The organism is Providencia sp. wls1916 (genome assembly GCF_009706585.1).
Classification (GTDB): domain Bacteria; phylum Pseudomonadota; class Gammaproteobacteria; order Enterobacterales; family Enterobacteriaceae; genus Providencia; species Providencia lanzhouensis.
Genome location: NZ_WLUL01000017.1, coordinates 167,834 through 192,126 on the forward strand (window position 1 = coordinate 167,834; position 24,293 = coordinate 192,126).

The 24,293-nt window shown below is 42.8% G+C and carries 16 protein-coding genes, 1 rRNA gene and 1 pseudogene; 4 read left to right on the plus strand and 14 right to left on the minus strand.

The features are described 5' to 3' along the window. Positions 1 to 3 precede the first annotated feature (3 nt). Together ubiC and pgi are read right to left on the minus strand one after the other, a co-directional pair. Positions 4 to 507, minus strand: a complete 504-nt coding sequence (gene ubiC / locus GKR61_RS12615; protein ID WP_036955412.1) for a chorismate lyase — start codon at positions 505 to 507, stop codon at positions 4 to 6. A gap of 305 nt (positions 508 to 812) precedes the next feature. Beyond that, positions 813 to 2,459 carry a glucose-6-phosphate isomerase gene (pgi, locus tag GKR61_RS12620; protein WP_154599665.1) on the minus strand — a complete coding sequence of 549 codons (1,647 nt, stop codon included), beginning with the start codon at positions 2,457 to 2,459 and terminating at the stop codon, positions 813 to 815. Positions 2,460 to 2,818: 359 nt separating this feature from the next. Here pgi and lysC point away from each other — a divergent pair, with 359 nt between their 5' ends. Next, positions 2,819 to 4,186, plus strand: coding sequence for a lysine-sensitive aspartokinase 3 (gene lysC / locus GKR61_RS12625; RefSeq protein WP_036955418.1), 1,368 nt, complete (start codon positions 2,819 to 2,821; stop codon positions 4,184 to 4,186). 90 nt (positions 4,187 to 4,276) lie between these two features. Here the strand turns inward: lysC and GKR61_RS12630 are convergent, their stop codons facing one another. The 4 genes from GKR61_RS12630 to metH all read right to left on the minus strand — a co-directional run bounded on the left by GKR61_RS12630 (position 4,277) and on the right by metH (position 10,957). Continuing rightward, positions 4,277 to 4,522, minus strand: coding sequence for a hypothetical protein (locus GKR61_RS12630; protein ID WP_036955421.1), 246 nt, complete (start codon positions 4,520 to 4,522; stop codon positions 4,277 to 4,279). A 339-nt stretch (positions 4,523 to 4,861) separates the two neighbouring features. Next, positions 4,862 to 6,418, minus strand: coding sequence for an SEL1-like repeat protein (locus tag GKR61_RS12635; RefSeq protein WP_036955425.1), 1,557 nt, complete (start codon positions 6,416 to 6,418; stop codon positions 4,862 to 4,864). A gap of 195 nt (positions 6,419 to 6,613) precedes the next feature. After that, a complete protein-coding gene (locus GKR61_RS12640; protein ID WP_036955429.1) occupies positions 6,614 to 7,201 on the minus strand; it encodes a hypothetical protein in 588 nt (195 codons plus the stop codon). Positions 7,202 to 7,273: 72 nt separating this feature from the next. Then, a complete protein-coding gene (gene metH, locus GKR61_RS12645) occupies positions 7,274 to 10,957 on the minus strand; it encodes a methionine synthase (RefSeq protein ID WP_272537375.1) in 3,684 nt (1,227 codons plus the stop codon). 261 nt (positions 10,958 to 11,218) lie between these two features. Between metH and iclR the strand changes: the two genes are divergently transcribed. After that, positions 11,219 to 12,049 (plus strand): glyoxylate bypass operon transcriptional repressor IclR, encoded by an 831-nt coding sequence (iclR, locus tag GKR61_RS12650; protein WP_036955435.1) that lies wholly within the window; start codon positions 11,219 to 11,221, stop codon positions 12,047 to 12,049. Positions 12,050 to 12,105: 56 nt separating this feature from the next. Here the strand turns inward: iclR and GKR61_RS12655 are convergent, their stop codons facing one another. The 3 genes from GKR61_RS12655 to GKR61_RS12665 all read right to left on the minus strand — a co-directional run bounded on the left by GKR61_RS12655 (position 12,106) and on the right by GKR61_RS12665 (position 14,806). After that, entirely contained in the window at positions 12,106 to 12,993 is an 888-nt protein-coding gene (locus GKR61_RS12655) for an N-acetylmuramoyl-L-alanine amidase (protein WP_154599667.1), read from the minus strand. A gap of 328 nt (positions 12,994 to 13,321) precedes the next feature. Then, positions 13,322 to 13,600, minus strand: a complete 279-nt coding sequence (locus GKR61_RS12660; protein ID WP_036955440.1) for a helix-turn-helix domain-containing protein — start codon at positions 13,598 to 13,600, stop codon at positions 13,322 to 13,324. 411 nt (positions 13,601 to 14,011) lie between these two features. Next, positions 14,012 to 14,806 (minus strand): N-acetylmuramoyl-L-alanine amidase-like domain-containing protein, encoded by a 795-nt coding sequence (locus tag GKR61_RS12665; RefSeq protein WP_051422797.1) that lies wholly within the window; start codon positions 14,804 to 14,806, stop codon positions 14,012 to 14,014. A 234-nt stretch (positions 14,807 to 15,040) separates the two neighbouring features. Here GKR61_RS12665 and edd point away from each other — a divergent pair, with 234 nt between their 5' ends. Both edd and GKR61_RS12675 read left to right on the plus strand, forming a co-directional pair. Further along, on the plus strand, positions 15,041 to 16,891 hold the full coding sequence (edd, locus tag GKR61_RS12670) for a phosphogluconate dehydratase (protein WP_108479272.1): 1,851 nt from the start codon (positions 15,041 to 15,043) through the stop codon (positions 16,889 to 16,891). Between the two features lie 25 nt (positions 16,892 to 16,916). After that, entirely contained in the window at positions 16,917 to 17,555 is a 639-nt protein-coding gene (locus tag GKR61_RS12675) for a bifunctional 4-hydroxy-2-oxoglutarate aldolase/2-dehydro-3-deoxy-phosphogluconate aldolase (protein ID WP_154639819.1), read from the plus strand. A gap of 42 nt (positions 17,556 to 17,597) precedes the next feature. On the opposite strand, the gene aceK is transcribed toward GKR61_RS12675, so the two are convergent. The 5 genes and pseudogenes from aceK to rrf all read right to left on the minus strand — a co-directional run. Next, entirely contained in the window at positions 17,598 to 19,340 is a 1,743-nt protein-coding gene (gene aceK / locus GKR61_RS12680; protein ID WP_036955445.1) for a bifunctional isocitrate dehydrogenase kinase/phosphatase, read from the minus strand. Positions 19,341 to 19,448: 108 nt separating this feature from the next. Continuing rightward, on the minus strand, positions 19,449 to 20,756 hold the full coding sequence (gene aceA, locus GKR61_RS12685) for an isocitrate lyase (RefSeq protein WP_154599668.1): 1,308 nt from the start codon (positions 20,754 to 20,756) through the stop codon (positions 19,449 to 19,451). Positions 20,757 to 20,824: 68 nt separating this feature from the next. Continuing rightward, positions 20,825 to 22,423 (minus strand): annotated as a pseudogene (gene aceB / locus GKR61_RS12690) (malate synthase A). A 364-nt stretch (positions 22,424 to 22,787) separates the two neighbouring features. After that, on the minus strand, positions 22,788 to 23,717 hold the full coding sequence (gene metA, locus GKR61_RS12695; RefSeq protein WP_036955456.1) for a homoserine O-acetyltransferase MetA: 930 nt from the start codon (positions 23,715 to 23,717) through the stop codon (positions 22,788 to 22,790). Between the two features lie 464 nt (positions 23,718 to 24,181). Continuing rightward, positions 24,182 to 24,293: ribosomal RNA gene (gene rrf, locus GKR61_RS12700) — 5S ribosomal RNA — on the minus strand; the annotation flags it as partial.

A 24,293-nucleotide genomic window follows, 5' to 3' on the forward strand; every position in this document is an offset into this window, starting at 1 on the left:
TAGTTATCTATATGCAGGTGATTCAGGTAAAAATATTTCGGTTAATAATAATGGTTTTTGGGACAATCTAAGTAGGGAGCGGCGTACCCATCGGTCAGCGCTGGATCCCATTTCAATATAATCTCGGGTTAGGTTTTCATGACTAAAGAGGTAGCGCCCTAATGGGACACGCCCAATATCCACTAATTTTTTGTCATTATCAGTGAGCGTCTCTTCTGGGATCAGCGTTCTGCCAATCAACCAAGGGATATTATCCCCATACATAATCACTTCCCGTAGCCAATAACGCTCACTAATTGGTAAGCATTTTTGTTCGTCGGCGGTGAGCATATCCAGTGAGATATAGCGTTCTAAATAAGGTATTACCGTCACTTTCTGACTATGCTGCTCAAACCGCTTGGTCATCGACCCTTGCTCTTGCAACCAATCTAATACACTTTCAGGAACACTCTCGTCGCCCTCTTCTAACCAGTTTATCGGGTGAGAGGTAAAAATCGTTTCAGGCATTCAATCAAATTCCACCATAGTAATTATGGTTATCCCCTGATTGCTACTCAAGCTTGTTAACGTCTAGCGTATTAAAGCCACAACCAGCATCGTTCATCTAAATTATTGGGCGATAGAATAGCACGTTGTTATTGTGCAAGGTTAAAGATAGATAACAATTTATATAAAAAGTCGCTAATTCAACACAAATTGTAAAAATTTTGTGAAAAATATTTGATTTATAATGAGTTAGCTTAAAAATCGTATTTTATTAGGATACTAATAGCCTGCCAATTACAGGCTATTAGTCGCTTAAAAAAACGCCATTAACGCCAGTTTTTATAGCAATTAATCAGCCCATTGGTAGAGCTATCATGGCTCTCTACCGCTTGGCTATTTTCCAATTCAGGCAGAATACGGCTCGCCAGTTGCTTACCTAACTCAACCCCCCATTGGTCAAAGGTGAAAATATTCAAAATTGCACCTTGGGTAAAGATTTTATGCTCATACATAGCGATCAGCGCCCCTAATGAATACGGAGTGATCTCTTTAAGTAAAATAGAGTTAGTTGGGCGGTTGCCTTCAAACACTTTGTAAGGCGCCACATATTCCATCTCTTTGACAGTTTTACCTTGCGCAGCAAATTCAGCATCCACCACTTCACGGGTTTTACCGAAGGCTAATGCTTCCGTTTGTGCAAAGAAGTTAGACAGCAACTTAGCGTGGTGATCCCCCAGCGGGTTATGTGTCACTGCCGGCGCAATAAAGTCACATGGGATCATTTTTGTCCCTTGGTGAATTAACTGGTAAAACGCATGTTGCCCGTTAGTTCCCGGTTCACCCCAAATAATCGGACCTGTTTGGTAAGTGACTGCATTGCCATTACGGTCAATATATTTCCCGTTTGATTCCATATTGCCTTGTTGGAAATAGGCGGCAAAGCGATGCATGTATTGGTCGTATGGGAGAATCGCTTCAGTTTCTGAACCAAAAAAGTTGTTGTACCAGATGCCGATCAGCGCTAATAAAACAGGGATATTGCTTTCTAGAGGCGTTTGCGTGAAGTGCTTATCCATTGCATGAGCACCGCTCAGTAATTGAACGAAATTCTCACAACCGACGGATAAAATGATAGACAAACCAATCGCTGACCACAGAGAGTAACGACCACCAACCCAATCCCAGAATTCAAACATGTTATTGGTATCAATACCAAATTTTGCGACTTGTTCGCTGTTCGTTGAAAGCGCCACAAAATGCTTCGCAATATGTTTTTCATCTTTGGCAAACGTCAATAACCACTCACGCGCTGAATGCGCATTGGTCATGGTTTCTTGCGTCGTAAATGTTTTCGATGCAATCAGGAATAACGTAGTTTCAGGATTGAGATCCTTCAATGTTTCTGCAATTTGAGTACCATCAACGTTAGAAACAAAATGCATATTTAAATGGTTCTTATAAGGACGTAGCGCCTCAGTCACCATAAATGGTCCCAGATCTGAACCACCAATCCCAATGTTCACCACATCAGTAATGGCTTTACCGGTGTATCCTTTCCACTCACCACTGATAATGCGTGCGCTGAATTGCTGCATTTTTTCCAGTACAGCGTTCACTTCTGGCATCACATCTTTGCCATCCACCAGCACTGGGGTATTGTCGCGGTTACGTAATGCGGTATGCAGCACAGCACGATCTTCAGTGCGGTTGATTTTCTCACCACCGAACAGACTTTTGATTGCATCTTCCAGTTGCGTTTCTTTGGCTAATGCCAAAAGTTTGTCCAATGTCTCTTGTGTAATACGGTTTTTGGAGAAATCCACTAAGATTTGGTCATCAAAAGTGGCTGAAAACTTCGTAAAGCGCTGTTTATCTTGTGCAAATAAGTCACGCATATGCACATTTTTCATGTCTGCATAATGCTGCTCTAGCGCTCGCCATGCCGCCGTCTGGCTTGGATTGATACTTTTCATGGATAACACCTCCAAAACAATTTCAAATAATAATAGATTGTAACTCGCCGAGGACACGAAGCTTATCGGTTTTCTGCGTTCTCATAATCTGCTGTTGTTAGGTCTATTCTCCCAAACCTAACGGCCACTGTCATCTCATCCCAAAAATGATATTGAGAAAACCGATAATCATTTGCCCATCATTAGAATTACTGATTTACCTCGATTCATTATTGACGATACGTGCCAAAGTCGATAAATCTATTACTCCAACGTATTTCAAGCTGTTGATGTCGTGCCGTATTCGGCCTGCGCCGCAGGAATTATTTTGGGTTCATGCATTATTTAAAGATAGGCGGTTTAATTAAAGGGATTGGAAAATGAATACAGTAGCTGGCAGTAATCAGTTTGTTATCGCAAAATTCGGCGGCACAAGCGTCGCTAACTTCGACGCCATGAATAAAAGTGCGGATATCGTACTGGCAAATGATCAAGTTCGTGTGGTTGTGCTTTCTGCAAGTGCAGGGATCACCAACTTACTCATTGAACTCGCTGAAGGCTGCGACACTGATAAACGCAATGAGCTACTGCAAAGAGTCAAACAGACTCAGTATGACATTATCGAACACCTGCAAACTGCGAACGTTATTCGCGAAGAAATCGACCGTCTACTTGAGAACATCGCTCATTTAGCTGATTCCGCCTCTCTTGCCACTTCTGATGCCTTAACGGACGAAATGGTCAGCCACGGTGAGATTATGTCCACATTACTGTTTGTGGAAGTATTGCGCCAGCGCGGGGCATCCTCACAATGGTTTGATGTCCGTAAAGTGATGAGAACCAATGAAAGCTTTGGTCGTGCTGAGCCGGATCTTGAACAGCTACAAGTGCTCGCACAGCAGCAATTACTTCCACGCTTAGCCGAATCGATTGTTATCACTCAAGGGTTTATTGGGCGTGATGCCAAAGGGCGCACTACCACACTAGGGCGCGGAGGAAGTGACTATACCGCTGCCTTACTGGCTGAAGTATTGAACCTATCCCGCGTAGATATTTGGACGGATGTACCCGGCATTTACACCACCGACCCTCGTGTGGTGCCGAATGCCCAAAAAATCGATGAAATCGCCTTTGATGAAGCCGCTGAAATGGCAACTTTCGGAGCAAAAATTCTGCATCCAGCCACGTTATTACCCGCAGTGCGTGCGGGGATCCCTGTATTCGTCGGCTCGAGTAAAGCCCCAGAAGCAGGCGGGACGATTGTCAGCGACCAAACGGAAAACCCTCCGCAATTTAGAGCGCTCGCATTACGCCGCAAACAAACGTTACTGACCTTGCACAGTTTGAAAATGCTGCATGCACGTGGTTTCCTGGCAGAGATTTTTACTATCTTGCTGCGCCATAATATTTCCGTGGATTTGATCACCACGTCGGAAGTGAGTGTCGCACTGACATTAGATACAACGGGCTCAACAGGCACTAATGGTAGCTTGCTGACTAATGCCTTAATGACCGAATTATCCGCGCTGTGCCGTGTAGAAGTGGAAGAAAACCTGGCTCTGGTGGCGATTATTGGTAACCAACTTTCACAAGTGAACGGGCTCGGCAAACAGATTTTCGGCGCGTTGGAATCCTTTAATATCCGTATGATCAGCTACGGTGCTAGCAGCCATAATATTTGTCTGCTTGTGCCAGGTAACGACGCGGAAGAGATTGTTCGCACACTGCACAATAATCTTTTTGAGTGATAGCGGATAGCTAACCATAAATAATAGCAATCCATAAACGATAACGGGCAATCTTTTGATTGCCCGTTTGACTTGCTAATAAAAATAAATTTAACGACTTAGGAAAGAGGTAATCAGCCCACTAAACGTCGACTCACCTGCAAAAGCATAAGTGCTTTTTAGCTCTTCTCCGCGAATATCTGCAAAGCGCGCTAACGCTAATTCTTTGCTATTCGCCTCAATCTCTTCAAACTGCTTTTGGTAACCCATATTCACTAACTCGGTAGCATTTTGGGTTTCAGTCATCTCTAACGCAACAACTTCGTCAGATTTAATAAAAAAACAATAAGTGCTCATTTAACACCTCATTTTTTCATGCTCAAAAAACAACTAAACTCGTTCTAATCTAATGGAGAGATTTACAACAAAGACTCAACAAAGAACCAGTTAATAAAACTATACTTCATTATTTAGCTAAATAAAAATAGCTTCCTAATTCACAAAGATTGATAAATTTTATGGTGTAGAAATACGTAATTATCTTAAAAGAAAGAGTAAGAAAGTAATTTTTAAGAATATCAAAATGATATTTGTCATTACGATGAAAACAGCAAAATAGATAGAGATGATTAAAAGCCAACAGTATTAATAAGGTTATTGGCTTTTAAATGAAATGGAATGGATTCTTTCAGTGATTCATTTTTTAGAAGGCAATGAATTTTTTACACTTTCTGTATATTGCAGCATATTCGCTTTTGCATTATGGTCTTTTTGCAATAATGCTAAGTTATTTTTTGCGGTCACATTACCCAGTTTATCCGCACGCTCAAACCACATAATAGCGCGGAAAATATTTTTACTGCCACCTTCTCCTCGGGCATACATTACGCCGAGGTTATTTTGCGCATCACTGTTTTCTTTGAATGCCGCAGACTCCAAAAGCTCCCGTGCTTTTTGGCTATCTTGCTGAACCCCAGTTCCAGTCAGATAAAAAATCGCTAACTGGTTTTTTGCTTCCATATTGTCTTCTTTAGTGACTTCCAGCCACTTCACAATCTGCTGGATCTCAACATCTTTCAACTGACCCGCCAGATATAAGTTCGCTAACTTTAATTGTGCGTCGACAATATCTGAATCCGCTAATTCGATATACCACTGGGTGGCTTTCGCCATATCCGGTTTAACGCCGCCAAGGCCTTTTTCATAATACTCAGCCACTTTCATAGCGGCTTCAGCAGATTCATTATCTGCCGCCATTTGGTACCATTTGAAGGCTTCGCTCAGGTCTTGCCCAACGCCATCGCCTGTCTCATACGCTTGCGCTAACGCATATTGAGCCGAAAATTCACCTTGGTTTGCCGCGCGCTTATACCAGTAAACGGCTTGGTAGTTATTTTGCTCAACGAGCGGATGACCTTTGCTGTAAAAGTCTCCCATATTTTTTTGTGCAACTGGGGAGCCCATGTTCGCGGCTTGGCGATACAGGTAAATCGCCGTATCCTCATCTTTTTCCATGCCTTCGCCATTTTCATACATCACGGCTAAGTTGTTCACGGCAGAGGCTACGCCATTACGTGCGCTGCGCTCATACCATGTAAAAGCTTTATTGTAGTCAATATCACCACCAAGCCCATCATGGTAGAACAACCCAATGGCAAACTGTGCATACTCTTGCTCTTGTTCTGCGGCCTCATAATACCAAGCGCGAGCTTGTTTATAGTCTTTTTCGACACCTAAACCACGCTCAAATAAATAGCCCATCGCATATTGGCAGTATGCATCGCCTTTTTCGGCGCATTTACGATACCAATTACCCGCTTGCTCATAATCCTTTTTGCGCTGTGCCAGCATCCCGATGTAGTAATCACCATCATTACTATTTAAATCAGAAGCTTTCTTAAACCAGTAATAGGCTTTATTTTCATCGGAATCGAGAAAGTCTGTGCCATCCAAATAAGCGACACCCACGTCAATCATGGCATCAACTTTACCCGCATTGGCCTCTTTAATACTGCTTTGAAAATCGGTTGGAAGGTTGCTTGGCTCAGTCACTTCAAGGGCTTTAGGTAAAGGTTCAACTAAAGCGGAGTCCGCCTGAGGCGTCAAAACCACAGGGGTGATAATTGGGTTGGAAGATTGGTTAGCAGCCGCTTTGGTTGGCTGGTTATGAAACGAACCCGACTCTATTGGCTCTGCTTGCACATAAGGGGCACAGATAATGCAGAAACTAAATAAGAGAGAGGGTAATTTCATGACATTTACTCACAGCTTGGCATTGACCACTGCTATATAAGATATCATTCCCATACAAAAATCATAAGGACTATAAGCAGAAAATAACCAAATGATGTGAATTTTTAAGAAAATAATTTGGGTGATTATCGTAATTGGTTATAAAACGAGCTAATCACCCTCTAATTAATAATTAAATTGTCTTAATGCCCAAAATTAATTAACGCGATATCCACCATGCTTACTGGCAAATAAATTAAACTTACCCCACTCAATTAAAATCAATTCCAATTTTTGATGGCTAATTTTGCATAGCGTCGATATTTGGGAAACCACAAAATGGTTTTCACCCACTAATTCTTCTGAAAATACCTCGGCAATTAATCCACTCTCTTTCGCTGTAATTAACCAGCCATCATTGGTCGCAAATTTATGAACCGGAACCATACCTTCTTTGGTACTTTCTTTAGAGAGTAACTTATCTTCTGCTTGTTGAGCTTGATAAAACGCATCGATTTCCTCTTGTGAAGGGATCGGCTCAACCCGCTCTTGGTTTTCCAAGAACAGATAAATTTCTTCTGCTCTTGCTGGCGTTAACTCGCTTCTTAACCAAATTTGGTTAAAGCAATGTTCCGTCAATGAATCTTCAGTATCCAATTTGTCCATGATTTGCAAAATACTCATCATGGCACTCACCGCGTCTTCGCTCATCATAAATGTCTCTGGCGCGGCGCTATTTTGGATCTGATAAGGATAAACTACCGAGGACGGCAGTTTTCCTTCAATTATAAATTCATAGCTCATCATTTGCTCCCAATAGATTTCCTACCTATAAGATGGAGGCGAATAACTGAAAAATCAATCTTATGGTTCAAATCAATCTTCTGGGTCATAGCCTAAGTTTGGCGCTAACCAGCGTTCTAATTCTGCGACCGTCATTCCTTTGCGTTTGGCATAATCTTCAATTTGATCTTTTTGCACCTGTGCCACCGCAAAGTATTTACTATCAGGGTGACTAAAGTACCAACCCGACACCGAGGCTCCCGGCCACATGGCGTAAGAGCTAGTCAGTTTCATACCAATTTTGTCTTCCACATTCAGAAGTTGCCAGATTTTTTCCTTTTCTGTGTGTTCAGGGCAAGCGGCATAACCCGGCGCAGGGCGAATGCCTTGATAATTCTCACGGATCAACTCTTCGTTACTCAACGCCTCTTCTGACGCATAGCCCCAATACTGAATTCTGACTTGTTGATGCAGATATTCTGCAAAGGCTTCTGCTAAGCGATCAGCCAAGGCTTTCACCATGATTTTATTATAATCATCGTGGGCATTTTCATACTGCTGGGCCAGCGCATCCTCTTCTAACCCGCCAGTAACGGCAAATGCACCGATATAGTCCGCTTTACCGCTCTCTTTCGGTGCCACAAAATCGGATAAACAGTAGTTCGGAAAATCGGTTTTCAACGTTTGTTGGCGTAAATTAAGTGCCACCGCTTGGACTTCATCCCGAGCATCGGAACGATAGATTTCCACATCATCCACCACGCGGTTTGCTGGGAAAATTCCAAAAATCCCTTTTGGCGTCAGTAAGTTTTGGCTTTCCAACGTGTCGAGCATCGCATTGGCATCAGACAACAATTTGCGCGCCTCTTCCCCGACCACTTCATCTTCGAGAATTCGCGGGTATTTACCAGCCAATGACCATGTCATAAAGAATGGTGTCCAATCGATATAGTCACGCAATGTTTTAATGGAAGCCGTCACTTCTTGAACGCCTAGGAATTTAGGAACCGGCGGCTGGTACTGTTGCCAATCAATATTCACCCCATTAGCGCGAGCGGCTTCTAATGTAACGGGTGGCGTTCTTGGTTTTTTGCGCCCATGTTGCAGGCGAACCGTGTCATACTCACGACGCGTTCGGGCAACAAACTCGGCTTTTTGGGTTGCTGAAAGTAATGCAGCGACGACCCCCACCGTACGGGATGCGTTCTGCACATAGACCGTAGGTCCTGAATAGTTTTGCTCGATTTTCACCGCAGTATGAGCTTTCGAGGTCGTTGCGCCTCCAATCAATAGTGGTAAGGTAAACCCTTGTCGCTCCATCTCCTTTGCTACATGCACCATCTCATCCAATGACGGCGTAATCAGACCCGATAAACCGATAATATCGACGTTTTGTTCCCGGGCGGTTTTAAGGATCGTTTCACACGGCACCATGACGCCTAAATCAATGATTTCATAGTTATTACACTGTAAAACGACACCTACGATATTTTTGCCAATGTCGTGTACGTCCCCTTTCACCGTCGCTAGTAATACTTTACCTGCACTGCTTCCCGACTGTTTTAGCTCCTGAATATACGGCTCTAAGTACGCCACGGCTTGCTTCATCACGCGGGCGGATTTCACCACTTGGGGCAGGAACATTTTTCCTTCACCAAATAAGTCACCCACCATGTTCATGCCGTTCATTAGCGGGCCTTCAATCACTTCGATCGGGCTTGACGCACGTTGGCGAGTCTCTTCCGTATCTTGGATAATAAATTCCGTAATCCCTTTCACTAGCGAGTATTCAAGCCGTTTTTCCACTTCCCAGCTGCGCCATTCCGCTTGTTGAACTTGCTGCTCTTGTCCTCCTGTTCCACGGTATTTTTCAGCCAGTTCCAGTAGCTTTTCAGTGCCGTCTTCTCGGCGATTGAGGATCACATCTTCTACCGCGTTTTTGAGCTCGGCGGGAAGATCGTCATAAATGGCCAGTTGCCCCGCATTGACGATCCCCATATCCATCCCATTGCGGATCGCGTGATACAGGAAAACAGCGTGAATTGCCTCACGCACCGGATCATTGCCTCGGAATGAGAAAGAGACGTTAGACACCCCACCTGAGATCAACGCATGGGGCAGTTGATCTTTGATATCTTTACAGACTTCAATAAAATCAACAGCATAGTTATTATGCTCTTCAATCCCCGTAGCAACTGCAAAAATATTCGGGTCAAAAATAATATCTTCAGGTGGAAAACCGACCGTTTCCGTTAATATTTGGTATGCGCGGCGGCAAATTTCGATTTTACGCTCGCGGGTATCAGCTTGCCCCACTTCATCGAACGCCATGACCACCATTGCCGCACCATATTTACGGACTAATTTGGCGTGTTCAATAAAGGCATCAACCCCCTCTTTCATGGAGATGGAGTTCACGATCCCTTTGCCTTGGATGCACTTCAGCCCTTTTTCGATCACGTCCCATTTCGAGGAGTCGATCATAATAGGCACTCGTGCAATATCAGGTTCTCCCGCGATCAAATTCAGAAAACGCACCATCGCCGCGTGGGAATCTAACATGCCCTCATCCATATTGATGTCGATGATCTGCGCGCCGTTTTCCACTTGTTGGCGAGCGATATCAAGGGCTTCTTGGTAATTTTCTTCTTTAATTAAACGCTTAAATTTTGCAGAGCCTGTGACGTTAGTGCGCTCACCAACGTTCACAAATAGAGATTGCGCACCAATATTCAGCGGTTCTAAACCGGATAACCGACATTCCACAGGTAATTTTGGTAACTGGCGAGGTTTTAGTCCCTCAACGGCTTGTGCCATTTTTTGAATGTGAAGTGGCGTGGTACCACAGCATCCACCGACGATATTTAAAAAGCCAGCCTCCGCCCATTCGCGGATCTGCTGCGCCATATTTTGGGCATCAAGATCGTATTCACCGAATGCATTCGGTAACCCTGCATTGGGGTGAGCGCTAACATAGCACTCTGAAATACGAGATAATTCAGCGATATATTGACGCAGTTCATCAGGTCCCAATGCGCAATTAAGCCCAAATGATAACGGCTGAGAGTGGCGCAATGAGTTGTAAAATGCTTCCGTGGTTTGCCCCGATAAAGTTCGCCCCGAAGCATCAGTGATAGTCCCTGAAATCATCACAGGCAAGTGGATCCCAAGGGATTCAAATTCAGTTTCTACGGCAAAAATCGCCGCTTTTGCATTTAATGTGTCAAAGATAGTTTCGATCATGATCAGATCGACACCACCCTTAATCAGCGATCGTGTGGATTCACGATACGCGTCCACCAGCAGATCAAACGTCACGTTGCGATAGGCCGGATCATTCACATCAGGGGAGATCGATGCTGTACGGTTTGTTGGTCCCAGAACCCCAGCCACATAACGCGGTTTTTCTGGGGTTTTACATGTCCACTCATCGGCACATTCACGAGCAAGGCGAGCTGCGGTTTCATTTATTTCCGCAGAAAGTGCTTCCATTTTATAATCCGCCATCGCAATGGTGGTGGAGTTAAACGTATTGGTTTCAACAATATCCGCCCCTGCCGCAAAATATTGGCTATGGATATCGCGAATAATCTCAGGTTGAGTTAGCACAAGTAAGTCATTGTTGCCTTTCAAGTCGCTTGGCCAATCTGCAAAACGCTCGCCGCGAAACTGCTCTTCAGAGAGTTTATGGCGTTGGATCATCGTTCCCATCGCACCATCTAGGACGAGAATTCTATTTTTTAATTGTTGTTCTAATTGGTTTTTCTTGCTGGACACTGCACTGTCCTCCTGAAAATGATAATCCCTCGGCTTAATCTGCCCCATGCTGTGACTTCGCACAGCTAAATCGTCAATGAATTGAAACTAAACTAAATTTGTATGAATCACATCCTACCATAACTTCAGAAGAGAAAATTCGTCGTTATGATGAGAGTTTTTCAGGTTGCCAAAGATCGACTTTTTGCTGATCCGATGAGTATTTTTGAATGAAATCATTCATAATAGAAACGAATACTCATTCCTGTCAGGAGACACTTGATGGCGGCTACACCCATTACTAAAAAAATAAAGAAGGCAAAAGGACCTGCGAGTGGCGCTACGGCTGCCGGACAAGTTCAATCCTTAAGCCGTGGACTGACGCTTTTGGAATACATTTCTGAATCAACTGGGGGGATCGCTCTCACCGATTTAGCCCTTCAAGCTGGTTTACCTAATTCCACAACTCACCGCTTATTAATGACCCTAGAGCAGCACGGTTTTGTGCGCCAGACAGGGGATCTTGGGTTGTGGGTCATCGCTTCTCATGCCTTTATCATCGGCAGTAGCTTCCTTGAAAGTCGTAATTTATTAGCCCTTGTCCATCCAATATTACGCCGTTTGATGGAAGAATCTGGCGAAACCGTCAATTTAGCGATTTTGGATCACACAGAATATGACGCTGTGATTGTTGACCAGGTGCAATGTAATGCGTTAATGCGCATGTCTGCCCCAATTGGCGGAAAGCTGCCATTACATGCATCGGGTGCAGGAAAAGCGTTTATTGCCAATTTGCCTGAAGAGCAGCTAATTCCATTACTGGGCAAAAAAGGCTTACATGCCTATACACCGCATACATTAACTAATCCATCAGCATTGAAAGAAAATCTGCAACAAGCTAAAAAACAAGGATTTTCTTATGATGATGAAGAGCATGCGCTGGGGTTAAGATGTATTGGTGCCTGTATTTATGATGAGCATAAAGAGGCATTTGCCGCGATCTCAATTTCTGGACCACTTTCGCGGATCACCGATGATCGGGTAACAGAGCTGGGAGCGATGGTGATCAAAGCCGCTAAAGAAATCAGCCATGAATATGGCGCTAATCGCTAGCAAGCAAAAGTGCGGGATCTCCCCGCACTTCTTCAATTAATCATGTTACTGGCGGGCTAATCACCCTGTTGATTGGACGCACTTTCCGATTTATTCGATTTCAAAGATTGTTTGAACTTCGGCATATTGCGATATTTTTCAATCAAGGCTAAAGCGATAGCTTCCGTTTCTGCATCTGCCCGCCCATCAATATCCCGTGGACGATAATGCATTTGGAATGCACGTAACGTCTGTTTCGTTTCTTTATCTAATTTTCCTGTCAGTGGGATCCCTGCATAGCCATAAAATTTCAATGCTTTTTGTAGGTTTAACACACTGACAGATGCATTAATCTGCCGCTCTGCTAAATACTTATTAACGGTTTGAGGGTCTGGCCAAGCGCCAATCCCATGCAGCGCTAATGATTGCCACGGGAATGCACGACCCGGATCTTGTTTACGCAGCGGGGCGATATCACTATGGCCAATGACATTTTCTGGAGGAATGTCATAACGTTGCATAATGTCTTTCAATAGCGGGATCAACGCATCTATCTGCGAGTCATTAAAAGGCGGCCAGATATCTTGACCATTTTTTCTCACCAAACCTTCATTAACGATTTCAATACCAATCGAGCTATCATTAAGCCCGTGATGATATTGCCAACGGCTATCCCCTGCATGCCACGCTTTCAAGCGCTCAGGAACAAGTTGTAAAATGACAGGCTGACCATTTTTTTGTGCAGGTTGACTAGGAATGAGGTAATGGGAACTCACCTTTCCTTTCGTTAATATTTTAATTGAGTGGGCATCATCAGAAACAGTGTAATGCAGAACAATAAATTGAATACGCTCGCTGGTATTCTGTGACGGGTAACTCTGATCGAGATAGTAACCCGTTTTTGAAGGTGTCGTTGAACAACCGACAAGTAGGAATATGACAAATATCCATATTGCCCTAGCCATTTAAAACTGCCCTTTTTCCATGTTGAATTGTCGCACATTTAAGCACACCGACCTCGATAAAACCATGAGAACTTTGCGCAAAGAATCGTCTTAAATATGAACAAACATTAAAAAAAGCGTAAATTAAATGAATCAAAAAAACAAAACATGAATACTTTTATAAAAATAATCTAATTGAATTTAATCGTTATCTGCTTTTATCATTTAAAAGCAGAATCATCAGATTCATGAAATTTAATTAATACGTTAAAGATAGCATTAATAATTAAAATCATTTAATCATTGTAGTTTTATTAATCTATAAGATTTCAAGATAAGATAAAATAAATTAAAAACTCGCTAACGCTAGCTCACTTGAATTAATCCTCTCTTTCTCAAACTGACGTGCAATCATAGTGGTAATTTCATGAATATCAATTTCAAGTAAAATAGCAATCTCGATTAATTTATCTAAACTTAGCTTGTTAACACCCAATTCATATCGAGATACCTGCTGCTGGCTAAGCTGAATAATAGCCGCCAACTCCTGTCCTGATAACCCTTTACGTACCCTAGCTTTACGAAGATGATTGCCAAGCAAAGCATAAATATTTTGTTTTTCCGACATGTACACGCTCACCTCAATATAAAGAATCTAATCAAACATTAATGGGCATTATAAAAACAATCTATTTTTTTTAAAATAGATAAAAACAATCGAATTAACTATTATTGATAGGAATTTAAGGTGTCATTATGATTTTAATTTTTAATCTTTACTACTCTGGGTTGTAATTCATTGCTTTATAAAATATTTTTTTAATATCAGTAGTTGTTTTAACCATGTGAAACTATTATTAAAACATCTCTAATTTAATAATGTCTTACAATTTACACGGTTATGGCAATGATTAGTAACTAAAAATCACTTGTACTTACGATTTAAGTTTATTTTAAAAATTAAAATTTATTTAAAATAAGACGGGCGTAATTAACATTAAAAAATAGGTAATTAGATAGCTTAACTTTAAAACCGACTTTATCTAAATACCATAATTCCACTTTTTCCTTGAAGATACGAAAATAGCTCGACATCCATTACCCGTAAATTTTTTCGTTGTGAAGAAGCATGGCGAAATAGCACCTTTTCCCCTTCTCGAATCACAACCCCCACATGGGTAACATCCAATCCTGATGCTGAAGAATAAATACCAATGTAATCCCCTGTTTTTAACTGCTTCAGTAGTGCTCTATCAATAAATCGAGTTGGGACATAACTAATCACTCTTGGTGTTATTTTAACCGTAGCAATAATAGGGTCACCGTTACTTTTTTTATTAAGTTGTTTATTAACAAAAACCGTATGGGGGCTTAATTGAGCCGTTATATCAGAGACAACTTTATGCTCCCCTTCCGCCCAATCAGAAAAGAAATGACGACGTTGATTAAATGCGACTTTTGCATCGACATAGCGTACTTTTTCTAAATATGAGGCAAATTGTTCAGCATCATCCGCATGTTTAAAGGCTTCGCTATACTCAATAAATGTCATGCAATCAACGGCTTTTAAATCAATGATTAACCGTTCAGCAGAGAATGCATCCATATTTAAAGTGCGATTGTTGTACGGGGTGCCCAACAAAATAGCAGTGGCATTCGCCATTTTTTGCTCCGCAGAACTACCTTGGCTGGCTGAAATCACCTTCTCTAAAACGCCGTAAGATCCAGTGGTTAAGACCACTTCAGGCACTTCTGTCGCTTGAACGCTGCTTGAGCACAACCAAAAAATACCTAACAGCCACCCAAGCGGATTACGTTTTTTCAACCCAGCCATATTTCCCTACTTGATTTTTATCTCAATGCCATCGACTAACTCATTATAGTTATTATTTATCATTCTGTTAGGCTGAAATGGTCACGATTACTCCCAATTTCTCTCCGATCCTCCTCTTGATTCAGATCACATATATGTCGAAATCTTCATTTTTATCATTGCAACAATTGTTTTTTCATTGAACAATGTTACCGGTAACATAAAGAATACTGTTTGTATAATGGAGCCATTATCATGAGCAAAAATATTTCTGACGTCACGCCTTCAACGAAGGTCAATGACCACATTTTACAGATCACCCAACGTATCATCGAGCGTTCTAAAGAGACTCGAAAAGCCTATCTCGAAAAAATTGAACAGGCTCGTAGCAGTACTGTGCATCGCGCTGAATTAGCGTGTGGGAATCTGGCTCATGGTTTTGCCGCCTGCCAAAGCGAAGAAAAAAGCATACTCAAAAGCATGACCCGTTCCGATATCGCTATCATTAACTCCTATAACGACATGCTTTCCGCCCATCGCCCCTATGACCGCTACCCTGACCAGCTGAAACAAGCATTACTTGAAAATGGCGCCATTGGGCAAGTAGCCGCTGGTGTTCCTGCCATGTGTGATGGCGTTACCCAAGGACAAGATGGTATGGAGCTCTCATTACTGAGCCGCGATGTTATCGCGATGTCCACTGCCATCGGCCTTTCCCACAATATGTTCGATGGTGCGCTCTATTTAGGGATCTGCGACAAAATTGTTCCAGGGCTGATGATGGGCGCGCTCTCTTTTGGGCATCTACCCGCCGTTTTTGTCCCCGCAGGTCCTATGAGCACAGGCTTGCCCAACAAAGAAAAAGTGAGAATTCGTCAGCTATATGTTGAAGGAAAAGTGGATCGTAATGCATTACTTGATGCTGAAGCCGCGTCCTATCACAGCATTGGTACCTGCACATTTTACGGCACTGCAAACTCTAACCAAATGGTGATGGAAGTGATGGGACTACATTTACCTGGCTCTTCCTTTGTTCCGCCTGATTCCCCATTACGTGATGAACTTACTCATGCTGCAGCTCGCCAAATTACACGTCTTACTGAGCAATCAGGAAATTATTTACCGATTGGTAAACTGGTTGATGAAAAAGTCATTGTGAATGGTATTGTAGCGCTTCTGGCAACAGGGGGATCCACCAACCTCACCATGCATCTGGTGGCGATTGCACGTGCTGCTGGCATCATTATCAATTGGGATGATTTCTCTGATCTTTCTGCTGTCGTTCCGCTGATTTGCCGTATTTATCCAAATGGCCAAGCCGATATTAACCAATTCCAAGCGGCCGGTGGCGTTCAATTGTTGATCCGCCAGCTCCTTGCTAAAGGTTTACTCCATGATGACGTTCACACCGTTGCCGGATTTGGGCTATCACGCTATACCCTCGAACCTTGGTTGGACAACGGTCAATTATCTTGGCGTGAAGGGGCAAAAAATTCTTATGATCTTGAAGTGATTGCTGATATTGATCATCCTTTCTCCCATCATGGTGGGACTAAACTACTGTCTGGAAACCTCGGTCGCGCTGTGATGAAAACCTCAGCCGTACCCGTTGAAAACCAAGTGATTGAAGCCCCAGCCATCGTGTTCAATAATCAAAATGATATTGCACCACGTTTTGAAGCTGGTGAATTAGACAGAGACTGCGTCATTGTGGTTCGTTTCCAAGGACCATCTGCGAATGGCATGCCTGAATTACATAAATTAATGCCACCACTCGGGGTATTATTGGACAAAGGCTATAAAGTAGCGTTAGTCACTGACGGACGGTTGTCGGGAGCATCGGGTAAAGTGCCTTCCGCTATTCATGTCACGCCAGAAGCTTACAATGGCGGCTTACTTGCAAAAGTCCAAGATGGTGATTTAATTCGCGTTAATGCATTAACGGGAGAGATTGAGCTTCTCGTGGACGAACAAATTTTATCTGCTCGTCAACCTTATCAAGCTGACCTGAGTGCAGAACGAGTGGGTTGTGGTCGAGAGCTGTTTGGTGCATTAAGACAACATTTATCTGGCGCCGAAGAAGGTGCTTGCAGCATTAATTTTTAATTTATACCGCTTAATAGGATTTATTATGAATAATTGGAAAATGACCGCTGAAGATGTTCTAAAACAAGGTCCTGTTGTTCCTGTCATTGTGATCAAAAAACTCGAGCAAGCCGTTCCTTTAGCAAAAGCCTTACTCAAAGGCGGTATCAAAGTATTGGAAGTCACGTTGAGAACAGAATGCGCTATCGAAGCTATCCGACTGATTGCTGAAGAAGTCTCTGAAGCGATTGTCGGCGCTGGTACTGTCATCAATGCAAAACAGCTAGCAGAAGTGACACAAGCGGGTGCGCAATTTGCTATCAGTCCCGGTTTAACGGACGAGTTATTAGCGGCTGCAAATCAAGGCAGTATTCCATTAATTCCTGGGATTTCCACCGTATCTGAATTAATGGCGGGCATGAACTATGGGCTTAAAGAATTCAAATTCTTCCCAGCCGAAGCCAATGGTGGCGTGAAAGCGCTCAAAGCAATTGCAGGACCTTTCTCTCAAGTTCGCTTCTGCCCAACTGGCGGGATCTCCCTCGCCAATTACCGTGATTATCTCGCGCTAGACAGCGTGTTATGTATTGGCGGCTCATGGTTGGTACCTGAAGATGCTCTGGAAAATGGCAACTACGATAAAATCACCGAATTAGCACAACAAGCAGTGCAAGGTGCTCTGTAATTGTTAAGTCATGAAGTGGGTCATTGACCCACTTTTAATCAACTAAACCGTAGAGATAGTGCGAAAAAATCGACGACAAAAGCGCTGATCTTCCGAGTAAGCAAACACATCTTCGACATACCCATCCAAAATGCGTTTTTGCAGTTTTTGCCAATAATCCGCGCTAAATAAATCTTGATGATGCATCTGCAAATAGTCCCTGACTTTCGGATCTTGGCATAAGAATTGCGCAAACTCTTCGGGGAAAACATCTTGCTCTCGCACACTGTACCAAGGTTCGCCTGAGAGCTCTTGTTCAGGGTAGAGCGGCTCAGGGATATGGCGGAAATTCACCTCGGTCATATAGCAAATTTCATCATAATCATAAAATACCACCCGACCATGGCGTGTTACCCCAAAGTTTTTAAATAGCATATCCCCCGGGAAAATATTGGCGGCAGCCAGCTGCTTGATGGCGCAACCATATTCTTCTATCGCGTGATAAAGCTGCTCATCCGATGCTTCATCCATGAAAATATTCAGCGGGATCATCTTACGTTCCATATAGAGATGACGAATTAATATTTTATCCCCCAAATCTTCAACCTGAGACGGCGCCTCCGCCAGTAACTCGGTCATTAGCTCATCACTGACAAAACGCTTTTCAATAATAAAGTTTTCAAACTCTTGAGTATCTGCCATGCGCCCCACTCGGTCGTGCTCTTTGACCATTTGATAACACTCAAGCACTCGAGCTTTAGTCACCTCTTTTTGTGGCGCAAATTTATCTTTAATAATCTTAAATACTCGATCAAATGATGGCGCCGTAAACACCAACATCACCATCCCTTTCACACCGGGGGCAAGGGTAAATTGTTCTCGTGAAAAGTTTAAATACGCCAAATATTCTCGGTAATATTCTGTTTTACCATGCTTTTGACAACCAATCGCCATATACAATTCAGCGATTGATTTACTGGGTAAAATTTCACGTAACCAGAAAACTAACCCTGCGGGAAACGGGGCGTACACCATAAAGTAGGAACGAGCGAAGCCAAACACGATACTTGCGTCATCAAAGCCAGTTAAACACGCATCTACATACATTTTGCCGTCTTCATTATGGTGAATAGGCAATAAGAATGGGTAAACTTGATGATTGATATATAGCTTCCCAACTAACCATGCAGCTTTATTTCGGTAAAACAACTCATTCGCCACATGTAATTGGGCACTTTGCTCTACAATCTCAGGGAAGCGCTGCCTTAGTGTTTCCACAATACATTCAATATCAAAGGCTAAATCTCGCCACACCAAGCGAATCGGCAACCCGCTTAAGATCCCATTAAATACCGTTTCCATGTTCCCATTAAGCTTATATTCGCGAGCTAATGGCCTCGGTAAGGTGCAAAAGCGCCGAGCAGGTTGTGAAGTAAAGATAAACAGATTTTCTTGGGTTAACTCTCGATGTTGAAACAGTCGGCAATACACTGAATTAAAAAAACTTTCAGCAATTTCAAAACGTGGGTAATCCGGTAGCAATGTCGCATAGACCTGTTTGATCCTCGCCAAATTGTAGGGACTGAGCGATTGCACTAGCCCCATACATTGCAGCTGAGCAACGACAAGCCCCACATGATGGTCATACAGCTTTATCCTTTGTTTCATCGCGTGTTGAACGGCATGCCAATCCCCGCGTTCAAAGCGTTCTTGAGCACCCGATGTGATTTCAAGAAATCGCCCATATTGCGCATCAAAGCCCTGCAAAATGGTTTGAGCGATGATCTGTTCAGTTTCGAGGGTCATCTTCACTCTCCCAATAAAAAACAGGCACTTCCGTGCCTGAAAACTCAAAAGATACACTTATGTCAACACACATACACCGAGCAATAGGAACCGTATATTTCTCCCCGATTAGAATTGCTCTTCTTCAGTCGAACCTGTTAATGCCGTGACTGAAGAGCTCCCCCCTTGAATCACCGTTGTCACCTTATCAAAATAGCCAGTTCCCACTTCTTGCTGATGAGAAGAGAAGGTATAGCCTTTATTGATAGCGGCGAATTCACATTCCTGTACTTTATCAACATAGTGTTTCATTCCCTCGCCTTGCGCATAGGCGTGGGCAAGGTCAAACATGTTGAACCACATGCTGTGAATCCCCGCCAAGGTAATAAACTGGAAGCGATAGCCCATATCTGACAACTCTTGTTGGAAACGAGCAATGGTGCTGTCGTCCAAATTTTTCTTCCAATTAAATGAAGGTGAACAATTATAAGCCAGTAATTTTCCTGGGAATTTAGCGTGAATTGCCTCAGCAAATTGGCGCGCAGTTTCCAGATCTGGCTTGGAGGTTTCACACCAAACTAAATCAGCATAAGGGGCATAAGCTAAGCCTCGGCTAATCGCTTGCTCTATCCCTGCCGTGGTACGGAAGAAGCCTTCGGTCGTACGCTCACCAGTGATAAATGGCTCATCATAAGGGTCACAATCTGATGTTAGTAAATCAGCAGCGTCCGCATCCGTTCTAGCAACCAAGATAGTAGGAACACCTGAAACATCCGCCGCTAAGCGTGCTGCAACTAATTTTTGAATTGCTTCTTGGGTTGGAACTAAGACTTTCCCGCCCATATGGCCACATTTTTTCACTGCCGCCAATTGATCCTCAAAGTGCACCGCCGCTGCGCCCGCTTCAATCATATGCTTCATCAATTCAAACGCATTCAGAACCCCACCAAAGCCAGCCTCTGCATCCGCGACGATAGGTAAAAAGAAATCAATATATTCTTTATTATCGGGACCAATGCCATTCGCCCACTGAATTTGATCCGCACGACGGAATGTGTTGTTGATCCGCTGAACCACGTTAGGCACTGAGTCTACAGGATAGAGTGATTGGTCAGGGTACATGCTGGATGCCGAGTTCGCATCTGCCGCAACCTGCCAGCCAGAGAGATAAACAGCTTCAATCCCCGCTTTTGCTTGTTGCAATGCTTGCCCGCCAGTTAATGCACCTAATGCATTTACGTAGCCTTTCTTCGCGCCGCCATTCAGCTGTGCCCAAAAGCGTTCAGCACCTTTACGAGCTAATGTATGCTCAGGGTTGACCGAGCCACGTAATTTGATCACTTCTTCCGCCGTATATGGGCGCGTGATGCCTTTCCAGCGTGGTTTTTTCCACTCATTTTCCAATTGAGCAATCTGTTCTAAGCGCGATGTTGTCATGATTTACATCCTTTCTTGTTATCTGTCTTTGTAGGGTAATTGAGTGCTATCTCTATTCTTCAAGTTGGCTAATCAAGCAATTGGTAGCCCGGTATAGTTAAGAACTCGATCAATTCATCTTGGGTTGTGATTCGGCGCATCAACTCACTAGCTTCTTTGAATCGCCCACTTTGAAAACGATGGTCGCCAAGCTCTTTCTGGATGACTTGCAACTCTTCATCCAGCATCTCTTCAAATAACTCTTTAGTGACTTTCATGCCGTTCGATAGTGATTTGCTATGACGGATCCACTACCAAATTGATGTCCGCGAAATTTCAGCCGTCGCCGCATCCTCCATCAAACCGTAGATAGGCACACACCCATTTCCTGAAATCCATGCTTCAATGTATTGCACCGCCACTCGAATATTGGCACGCATACCCGCTTCGGTTCTTTCGCCTTCACAAGGTTTTAGTAGCTGCTGCGCTGTAATTTCATCATCATTTTCACGTCGGATATTCAGCTGGTTTTTTCGCTCACCTAATGCTTCGTTGAAAACCGCCATGACGGTGTCTGCCAAACCTGGGTGTGCAATCCATGAACCATCATGACCATTGCGCGCCTCCAGCTCTTTGTCCGCTTTAACTTTGGCGAGAATGGCTTGATTTTCCTGCGTATCTTTGCTTGGAATAAAGGCGGACATTCCCCCCATCGCAAATGCTCCGCGACGATGACAGGTTTTGATCAGCAAACGTGAATAGGCGCTTAGAAATTCCTGCGTCATTGTCACCGACTGCCTATCAGGTAAAACGCGGTCAGCGTGCTCTTTCAATGTTTTGATATAGCTGAAAATGTAGTCCCAGCGTCCACAGTTAAGCCCAACAATGTGATGACGCATGTGGTACAAAATTTCATCCATCTGGAAAACCGCAGGGAGTGTTTCAATTAATACCGTGGCTTTGATAGTGCCGCGTGGTAAGCCCACATAATCTTCTGCAGCGCTAAATACATCGCTCCACCACTGAGCCTCCTGCCAAGATTCCAGTTTCGGAATATAGAAATAAGGACCGCTACCCTTCGCCAGTAATGCCTGATAGTTATTGAAAAAGTAGAGAGCAAAATCAAATAGCCCACCGGGGATCGGTTGATTATCGACAAGCACATGTTTTTCATCTAAATGCAGTCCACGCACTCGAGCTATCAATACGGCTGGGTTAGATTTCAGCTGATAAACTTTGCCATTTTCATTGGTATAGGAGATTTCGCCAGTGATCGCATCTCGTAGGTTAATTTGCCCGTCGATCAATCTTTCCCATGATGGCGATAGAGAGTCTTCAAAGTCAGCCATAAATACTTTTACGTTAGCATTCAATGCATTGATCACCATTTTCCGATCAACTGGCCCAGTAATTTCTATGCGACGATCTTGTAAATCATCAGGAATATTTTGAATTTTCCAGTCCGAATTTTTAATGGAATTAGATTCCATAATGAAATCAGGTAAATCACCTGCATCAATCTCTTTTTGACGATGAACTCTGTCTTTGAGTAGCTGCTCTCTTCTTGGCAAGAAACCTTCGACAAGATAAGAAAGAAAGCCAATAGAATCAGAACTTAATATTTGTTTTGCTTGCTGAGAAAATGCTTTCTTGAAGGTTAAATCTGAAATAGATAACTGCTGATCCATTGTTTTTTCCTCATTCATGGCTGGCTATGAATTAAGAGTAAACTTAAAAAACAAATAAATCAAAAACGGTTTCCATTTTACTTTATAATCAACATATCATATTGATTATAAAGTAATTAGATGAATTTATTATTTTGTTCTTAATTTCTATCTCTAAAAATAAAATGTTAAATATAAGTTAAATCATGAAGTTATGTATAAGTCGAAATTTTCTTTTGAACAAAGAAAATGAGTAAGCAGACAAAAATTGATTTTTTATTCATCTAAAAAATGGGAGGAATTTTGATTTAAAGGCTAAATAATTTTGATTACTCAGCCTTATATTCTGAGATATGACCAGTTAGCTGGCATTAAGTGAGTTTTTTTAATCTAATGTTGGTTCCATATGAGTAAGATCGAATGGTGTGATCTGATACACATAATAATTCAGCCAATTGGAGAATAACAAGTGACCATGACTACGCCAACGAACTTCCGGCGAATTATTCGGATCATCATTTTTGAAATAATTACACGGTAATTCAGGTGTGATCCCGGCATCCACATCACGCCAATATTCTTGAGATAATGTTTCCGCATCATACTCAGGATGCCCCGTGACAAAGGCCAAACGCTTATCTTTTGATGCAAATAAGTACGCTCCCGCTTCCGGTGAGCTGGCTAAAATATCAAGGTCTGTGTTCTGACGAATATAGTCTTCAGGGAAATCGGCATAACGGGAATGCGGCGCATAAAAAGAAGCATCAAATCCGCGAGTTAATAACGCATAAGGCTCTAATGTTTCGTGTGAATATACGCCAGAGAGTTTCTCTTTGCGGGTTAATTTAGGTAAATCATACAATACGTTAAGTGCAGCTTGAACCGCCCAGCAAACAAATAATGTTGAAGTCACATGCTCTTTTGCCCATGCAATGACCCGCTCTATTTGTTCCCAATAACACACGTCAGCAAATTCAACTAAGCCGAGCGGAGCACCTGTTACAATTAATCCATCAAAATTTTGGTGTTTAATATCTTCAAAATCACAGTAAAAATTGTTCAAGTGTTCAGTTGGCGTATTCTTAGATTCTCGCTGATCAATGCGTAGAAGCTGGATATCGACTTGCAATGGCGTGTTTGATAGTAACCGTAAAAATTGGTTTTCAGTTTCAATTTTTTTCGGCATTAGGTTCAGTATCAGTACTTTCAAGGGACGGATCTCCTGAAGGCTGGCTCTTGTCGTGGTCATGACAAAAACATTTTCTTCACGCAAGAAATTAACTGCTGGTAGCTCATCAGGCAGGCGAATTGGCATGGTTCATCCCCTTAAATATACTTTGTACGTTTAGACTTCTAGAATGCTAAACAATCTAACTAATGTGACTCTACTTGTCGAGCGTTTCAAAGCAAGTTGAAATAATTTCAAGCGATGGTTGGTGTATTAGGAATATTAAAAGTCTAGCAAACTAGTAACTTAATGATATTCAGACTTTTTATTACAACTTAATAGCTAAAATGGCTTAGACTTTTTTGATCTGAAGTAGAGAGGATTTTAAGACTTATGATTTCTTGAATCATGATTTTTGGGTGGTAGTTTTTGCATAGTGGCCTTTAAATACAGGCATCCAGAGAGTAAGAACAACGAAATTAGTGAGATCTGAAGGGGGCTGTTTCGATAATCACGCTTCAAAGGATGACTATCTTGCCTTTTATCACCTATTTTTTAGGCCCCCAAACGCAAAAAAGCCACCCAATGGGTGGCTTCTCGGCTAATTTAATGTCTGGCAGTTCCCTACTCTCACATGGGGAGACCCCACACTACCATCGGCGCTACGGCGTTTCACTACTGAGTTCGGCATGGGGTCAGGTGGGACCACCGCGCTATTGCCGC